6 protein-coding genes are annotated in these 7,122 nt (G+C 41.6%); 5 read left to right on the top strand and 1 reads right to left on the bottom strand.

Annotation, left to right across the window (positions count from 1 at the left end; translation table 11 throughout):
• The first annotated feature begins 172 nt into the window (after positions 1 to 172).
• The 5 genes from F8R90_RS00470 (at position 173) to F8R90_RS00450 (ending at position 5,081) form a co-directional block, all read left to right on the top strand.
• On the top strand, positions 173 to 538 hold the full coding sequence (locus F8R90_RS00470; RefSeq protein WP_196508645.1) for a Lin0512 family protein: 366 nt from the start codon (positions 173 to 175) through the stop codon (positions 536 to 538).
• Between the two features lie 169 nt (positions 539 to 707).
• Complete coding sequence (locus F8R90_RS00465; RefSeq protein ID WP_196508643.1) at positions 708 to 2,066, top strand: aromatic ring-hydroxylating dioxygenase subunit alpha; 1,359 nt, start codon at positions 708 to 710, stop codon at positions 2,064 to 2,066.
• A gap of 272 nt (positions 2,067 to 2,338) precedes the next feature.
• Positions 2,339 to 2,677, top strand: a complete 339-nt coding sequence (locus F8R90_RS00460; RefSeq protein WP_196508641.1) for a hypothetical protein — start codon at positions 2,339 to 2,341, stop codon at positions 2,675 to 2,677.
• Positions 2,678 to 2,976: 299 nt separating this feature from the next.
• Positions 2,977 to 4,161, top strand: a complete 1,185-nt coding sequence (locus tag F8R90_RS00455) for an AbrB family transcriptional regulator (RefSeq protein WP_196508639.1) — start codon at positions 2,977 to 2,979, stop codon at positions 4,159 to 4,161.
• 104 nt (positions 4,162 to 4,265) lie between these two features.
• Positions 4,266 to 5,081 (top strand): DUF1838 domain-containing protein, encoded by an 816-nt coding sequence (locus F8R90_RS00450; protein WP_196508637.1) that lies wholly within the window; start codon positions 4,266 to 4,268, stop codon positions 5,079 to 5,081.
• Between the two features lie 287 nt (positions 5,082 to 5,368).
• On the opposite strand, the gene glsA is transcribed toward F8R90_RS00450, so the two are convergent.
• The gene (gene glsA, locus F8R90_RS00445) at positions 5,369 to 6,412 is read right to left on the bottom strand and encodes a glutaminase A (RefSeq protein WP_230966008.1); all 1,044 of its coding nucleotides are present in this window, start codon (positions 6,410 to 6,412) and stop codon (positions 5,369 to 5,371) included.
• Positions 6,413 to 7,122: the final 710 nt, after the last annotated feature.

Here is a 7,122-nt window from a genome sequence, read left to right as displayed (position 1 = left end):
GCCCCCTGCCCCCTTGCCTCTTATCAAAATCTGCCACTAATTTTCCCTTCTCCACAGAAGGCCATACATAATATATATGCTCTCTTGGGGAGTCATAAGTCAGTATTCAGATAACTCTAAATTCTGGCTCTTGACTCCTAATTTATCGTTGCAGAATTTACCGGAGGTAGTAATGGCACGTAAACGGTTGATTATTGAAATGGGGATGGGAATAGATCAGCATGGACAAGAACCTACAGTAGCAGCATCTAGGGCAGTACGAAATGCGATCGCTCACAATGCTTTACCTGGTGTTTGGGAAGTTGCAGGCTTAAGTCACCCCAATGAAATGATTATAGAGGTTCAGGTAGCAGTTCCATATCCAGAACAAGTTAGAGAAGAAGAAGTATTAGCTGTACTACCATTTGGTCGGAAAACTCTTACCGTAGAATCTGGGGGAATGATAGTTCAAGGGCGGGCGATTCCCGAACTCAACGATAAAAATGACGAAATGTTGATTGCGATCGCAGCAGTTACAGTTCTGATCGAAAATGATTAACTGAGGTAAAAGCTGCAACATTTAATTAGTCAGATAACGGATCTACATAAAAACATTCCAGGACATTTACATTGTTAATTTTTGAAGTTTTACCCTAAAAATCTTCTATCTCTGGGACTAATAATCTGCTGATTCAAAGGTATAAAATTATAGAAACCTGGAGAAAACTATGTCATTAGAAACAGAGACACTACAGGCGACACCACCAACTTCTACCTTTGAGTCACTTGAGGAAAAGCAAGAATTTAAATGGAGGCAATGCTGGTATCCCGTTACCTTTGTGCAAGACTTGCCTAGCAACCGCCCTCATAGCTTTTCCTTGTACGATGAACCCTTGGTTTTGTTCAAAAACAAAGATGGACAGTTTATCTGTTTAGCGGATCGTTGTCCTCACCGTACAGCGAAACTTTCTGAAGGACAAATTATTGACGGCAAAATTGAGTGTTTATATCACGGTTGGCAGTTTGGTAGTGATGGTGAATGTCTGCACATTCCCCAATTACCAGCAGATGCAAAAATTCCAGCCAATGCTTGCGTACAATCCTTTAAGGTTGTAGAACGCCAAGGCATGATTTGGGTGTGGGCTGGCGAAAAAGAAACTGCTGTTGATGAAATTATTCCAATTCTGCCAGATTTAGATAAGCCAGGATTTGTACATACAGACTTTATATTGGATCTGCCTTATGACCAAACATATCTAGTAGAGAACGTCATCGATCCTGCTCATGTTGCTATTAGCCATCATGGCACCAGAGGTGGTAGTAATCGCAAAAATGCCCAACCGCTAGAAATGGAAGTTCTAGAGAGTTCGGTTCAAGGGATTAAAGGCCGGTGGCGGGGAACTAACAAATCAAATGAAGCCTGGAAATATATTGATTTTGTTGCTCCAAGTCTTGTGCTGAACACTGCTTATATTGAAGACCGAGGTTGGACATTTGGACTAGCTTTGTATTCAATTCCTTTAGGTAAAGGGCGATGCCGTCTTTTAGCTAGAGGTTATCGCAATTTCATGACTTGGGGAGTCAAGCTGAGACCCCGCTGGCTCGATCACTTAAATACCAACAAAATATTAGAGCAGGATTTACCTCTGATTGCGGGGCAACAGGCAGAAATTGAGCGCTTAGGAACAAGTCTTAAGGAATTATATTTGCCGCTGAAAACATCTGACACATTGGTGATTGAGTTCCGCAAGTGGCTAGATAAATTTGGGTCGTCTTTGCCTTTTTATCACGGCTATTCTACATGGAAAAATGTTGAGAATGGTGAGTTGAATTCAAAGCCGATTTTGTTAGACAGATTTTCGCGACACACACTTATCTGTAGTTCATGCAATCGAGCTTATCAAGTTACAAATAGGGTTAAACAAGGTTGTATAGGGGTAGCGATCGCTCTAGCTGCTATAGCAATACTTGCAGATGATTATAGAATACGAATCGTAGCAATATCGCTTTCTGTAGCAGCAGTTGCAATGTCCGCTATGGCTCAGACACTCAAAACTCAGTTTGAGCGTTCCTACACTCGTCACTAAAATCGAGACGTTCGTAGTAAGGACTTTAGTCCTTAACCCAAGGGTATTGCTTTAGTCCTTATTTTCTATGCACTAAAGTGCTTACTACAAACCTTTTTGCACTAGCTTAGACACGGTATCAAAAGTTTGTTTACCTTAAACAATTTGCTCAAACCTCTTATGTGGTTAAGTCATGATCAAGTTAGTGGCTCTGCGCTAAAGTAAAAATATTGGGATAAAAATCTCTGGCAGTAAGTTCAACTGAATCACTAATCTTTACCACTGCGGCGATAATGTCTCAAGAGCATAACGAATCACTCCAAATTCAGGAGATCACCAAACTCAAACCGAAACACTTTGCTGATTTAGTCAGATCAGCGCAATTGATTTTCGACCCCACAGCCGGAGTTTCGGGAAGACACATAACAGTTGACTGGGAACAATTCGGAATTCCCCGTGATGTGGCAGACAATCTCAAATCACTTGGTCAGCAGTACCAATATGCATCTCCTCACATCCCTGTTGAAGTCATTTGGAGCAAATTAACTCCAGAAACTCGTATTTGGTTCGTTCAAAACAAAGATAGGTTGTGGCAGCTTGAAGAAGCTTTCCCAGCCCTTGACGAAGATTAAACGGGTGAAGTATTAAATTTGTTCACTGATAACTGTTGAAAGGAATACCAATTATTTGTAGGGGTACAACTGCTGTTGTGCCCCTATCCTCTATAACAATTGGAAAAGAAAGCTAGGATAAGTTTCGGCAATCTCCTGCCTTCTGCCTCCGGTCACTGAGCGTAGCCGTAAAGCCTGCGGCATAGCTACGCTTAGGGCGCAGCATCTCGTAGAGAAGTGCCGCCTCCTGCCACCTTCTTCCTTCAACGCGATCGCATTACCTTAAATGCATAGTTAAATTAATAAAAAAGCTCATATCGATGAATCAAAGCCTAAGTGTTGCTCCCAGCCTGGAAGAACACATTCATGAAACTCCTGTTGTTACCAAACAACAGCTATTTACGAAGCAACTAATTGTCCTTACCTTAGAAATGCTTCTGGCATTACCTCTGGGTTTACTCTTAGCAAAGTTCCAAATTGGTAGGATTGCCTGGATCTTTGGCGGGATTGCTGCTGGTACAGTAGTTCTTCAAGGGTGTCGAATTTTTTATCAATATTCCCCTCAACCTAACCGTACTGCGAGAAAAGTGGGAATGGCACTTGTAGGCTTAACTGTCGGCGCTTCCAATGCTCACGGTAATCTGGCTAGTGTTGCTTCTGGTATTCCCATATTTATTTTTCTTACCTTGTTTTTGCTGCTGAGTGGAAGCTGTATTGGTTACATTTACTCCCGCATCAGCAAAACCAATCTATTGACAGCAATGCTGGCTACAGTTCCTGGCGGTGTCGGAATTATGGCAGCGATCGCCGCCGATTACAATAAAAATGTTAGCTTGGTTGCCCTAGTTCAGGCGATTCGCGTCACCTCAGTAGTTGTTCTAATTCCCTTCATCGCTAGGACATCAGCTGGTAATTACTATCCGCAAACACTCCCCATCAACGCTGCTTGGCTCAATCTCGATCCATCTCAACTAGAATTACTCTTGTTAGTACTCCTAATCACTGGATTAGTTGTTTATCCAGCTATATTATTTAAAATTCCCGCTGGCGATTTCTTTGGTGCGTTGTTGATTGGTATCGGTTTTAATCCTTTGCTACATTGGCTGCCTTTTGTGGGTGATATTAGCTTTAGTCCACCGCCTTTAATTAACTTATTGGGTCAAATGCTCCTGGGAATTACTATTGGTGAATATTGGGGAGACAAACCCAACTTTAGAAAGCGGACTGTCGGCTATGCCTTGATCTCTGTGGCGATGACCCTTATAGCCGGAGCGATCGCTGCTATACTTGCGATGCAATTAACCTCTTGGGACTGGTTAACCTGTCTTTTAGTCACAGCCCCAGGAGGATCAGCAGAAATGATCCTAGTTTCCCTGGCATTAAATCATAATGTTGAAATTGTCACAACTGGTCATTTAGTGCGATTAATTGCGATTAATAGTTCCCTACCACTTTGGCTGTTTTTGTTTCGCCGTCTGGATGAGCAACTTTCTGAATCAGTTTAATTGCCGAAGTATTGGGCATGGGGCATTAGTTTTTGACTAATGACTAATAACAAAGATGCAGGTTAGCTTATTCTTTTGTTATCCAGATACTAAGGATGCTTTAGATGGTTGCCCAAATTCAAGAACTTGAAGCGCAGCACTGGGTTAAAACTCGTTCTTCCCTCGACCCTACCGAATCGACTTTCCTGATTTGGAAAGGTAAAATTTACGCCTTTATCCCCGGCGAGAAAAGACAACTCCTTTTTAAGATGCTGGGATTGAGTGTTAGCAGATGTATTCCCACAGCAGAGGGTAGCTGGGATTTTACTTCCAGGGAACTGACTTACTACCTCAACCCAAAAACAGATGAGGTTTTATCCAAATGGGAGAATCCTTGGACAGGCGAGACAGTTCCAGTGATTCACGTTGCCAATAATCCTGTACAGGGTAAGTTTGAGGGAAATTTTCCCGCACAAGTAGATGGTGATAGTACAACCTTCGTTTTTGATATATTTCCCTATTACCCCAATCCCTTAGCAGACGAGCCAAAATTTGCCGAATACAGCCCAAATCCAATTTATCAGGCAGCGGAATTGTTTAAATTAACTGTGCCAACCGCAGATTTATTCAACACAGCCCTCTCCTCTGTTTCTGAACTTAAACTGAGTTGGGATCGGATTGGTCAATGGCTTCCCTGGATGAAAATGGGCGATCGCCCCGGTCAACTGATCTACAGTGCTGTTGGCAGCAAAGTCAATGGTTTAACAGAACTGCCCCCATTGCTGCAAGACGAAATTAATAACCGTATTCCTTTATATAAAAAAGCCCCAAAAGCATTGATAGATGGCGAAGATATGACTTCTTGGTTGTATTTTCAAAAGCACTTTCCAGCTTACTTGGCTGGTGAAATCTTCCCGCTTCCCCAAGCAGAAGAATTGTGATCCATAGCAGTCCTAAATGATTTATGAAATTCTCTGTTTCTTTTCTTCTCTTCGAGACGCTACGCGAAAGCGCTCTTGGCGGCTTCTCTACGAGACGCTGCGCGTAGCTTGCTTCTCCGTAGGAGTAGGCGGTTCGATAATTTTCATAACCCTCCACAGAAGCAAAAATAACAGTTTCTGAAAAACTAAAGCCCAAGGGCGCGATATTTATTATGAGGCAAGCGCTCTTGGGCAGATCAAAAATCAGAAGTTCATGATTGATTGCATAAGTCCTATTCAAGCAAAATTTATTGAAATTTCGCCTCTTGACCTGAACAATCAAATAAATGTAAACCTAACCGTTGGGAAAGTTCTTCACACACCTTCACCCCCCGCACACTGTTACCACGCATATCTAGCAAGGGCGAAAAAACTCCAATGCCCATCTTATTGGGTACAACGGCGATAATTCCACCACAAATACCGCTTTTTGCCGGAATCCCAATTTTATAAGCCCACTCACCTGCAAAGTTGTACATCCCACAGGTATACATAACACTCAAAATATCTTTGATGTAACGCTTATCCACCGCCGATTCTTTGGTGATGGGGTTAATACCTCTGTTAGCAAGGGTAGCCGCCATCACTGCTAAGTCTTGGCAATTTACCATCACAGCACACTGCTGGAAATAAAGATCCAGCGACTCTTCAATGTTCCGGTCAATCATGCCAAAGTTGAGCATCAGATGCGCCATTGCACGGTTGCGATGCCCTGTACTCCGTTCTGAAGTAAAAACTGAAATGTCAACGAACACGTCGCGGCCAATATATCGCTTGAACATATCCAGCATCCGGTTGAGGCGTTCGGTGGGGCCGGAACCTTTAATTAAGCTGGTGGTTGCGATCGCTCCAGCATTTACCATTGGGTTATAAGGTCGCTTCGATTGCTCATCCAAAATAATCGCGTTGAATGCATCCCCCGTCGGTTCCACGCCAACTCTAGTCAATACGTAATCCAGTCCATGATCTTCTAAGGCAAGTCCATAAGCAAATACTTTGGAAATTGACTGAATGGTAAAGAGGTGATCGTAGTCGCCTACTTTGTAAACCTGACCATCTACTGTCACAATGCAAATGCTGAACAAGTCCGGGTTTGCCTTTGCCAGTTCCGGAATAAATTTCGTTACTGCACCCTCCCGCACTGACTTGTACTGGGAATGCAACTCGTTGAGAACAGCTAATAATGGCGATGGTTCTATTTTAAAATCTCCTTGATGTGCTTGGTTTGTCGTCACGCTGATAGCATTCCCCAAAATACTCACTATATATATAGTAGGGGTGTAGATGTACATCCCTAAAATTGGAAAGATTTTGGAAAAGACAGCTTGCTCTAAAAAATCAGACTTGAGCAACTACTTAGGGTAAAAAATACTTATTGTCGTTTTTTATACTGATAAAATTTCATCTCCAAACGATCACTAAGTTTTCTTAATTTTTGAGTCATTCATCCTGAAAAATATTAAGTTGGGTATTGCCCTTTTTTTTATACTCAGTAACACTGGCACGGTAAGTTATATATATCACTAGCTTCAGTCTAGTCATGGTGAATAAAAGTCATGATTAATCTAAGTAGAAAAAACTTTGAAACAAGATATTAAACTCAAACTAATCTGCATAATTATTTAAGATGTAACTCATATCACGACTTATTCATAGGGAAATCTGAATATTTCATTAAATAAGTGATTTTGAGTATTTATGCCGTTGCCATTTAATGAAAGTTATATTACCTTCTTATAGGAAATAGATAAAATATATGTAATCTAGAATACACGGGTAGTTACGAGCCTTTAGAACAGATGTGAATAGGGTATCGTTACTTTGGTGTGGAATAAGCGTAAAGTCTTTTTAAGAAATTTTTGACTTGCTAAAAAAAGCGTTACATAGCCAAAGCCCCTATTTGAGAAAGGTTTCGCCCTTAAAATTGGAATTGGAATTAGAGAAAGCTGCCAATAATTACGCTAAAACCCTGATCCCCAAGCCAAAAGGTTCGTGTTAGTCT

This window comes from Nostoc sp. NZL (assembly GCF_015714705.1).
Classification (GTDB): domain Bacteria; phylum Cyanobacteriota; class Cyanobacteriia; order Cyanobacteriales; family Nostocaceae; genus Nostoc; species Nostoc foliaceum_A.
This window is presented reverse-complemented; position numbering and strand designations above follow the sequence as displayed.

Bases quoted from the DNA above. Each gene is read 5' to 3' on its own strand.
- F8R90_RS00470 (WP_196508645.1), top strand. From the start codon at position 173: ATGGCACGTAAACGGTTGATTATTGAAATGGGGATGGGAATAGATCAG.
- F8R90_RS00465 (WP_196508643.1), top strand. From the start codon at position 708: ATGTCATTAGAAACAGAGACACTACAGGCGACACCACCAACTTCTACC.
- F8R90_RS00460 (WP_196508641.1), top strand. From the start codon at position 2,339: ATGTCTCAAGAGCATAACGAATCACTCCAAATTCAGGAGATCACCAAA.
- F8R90_RS00455 (WP_196508639.1), top strand. From the start codon at position 2,977: ATGAATCAAAGCCTAAGTGTTGCTCCCAGCCTGGAAGAACACATTCAT.
- F8R90_RS00450 (WP_196508637.1), top strand. From the start codon at position 4,266: ATGGTTGCCCAAATTCAAGAACTTGAAGCGCAGCACTGGGTTAAAACT.
- glsA (WP_230966008.1), bottom strand. From the start codon at position 6,412: ATGTACATCTACACCCCTACTATATATATAGTGAGTATTTTGGGGAAT.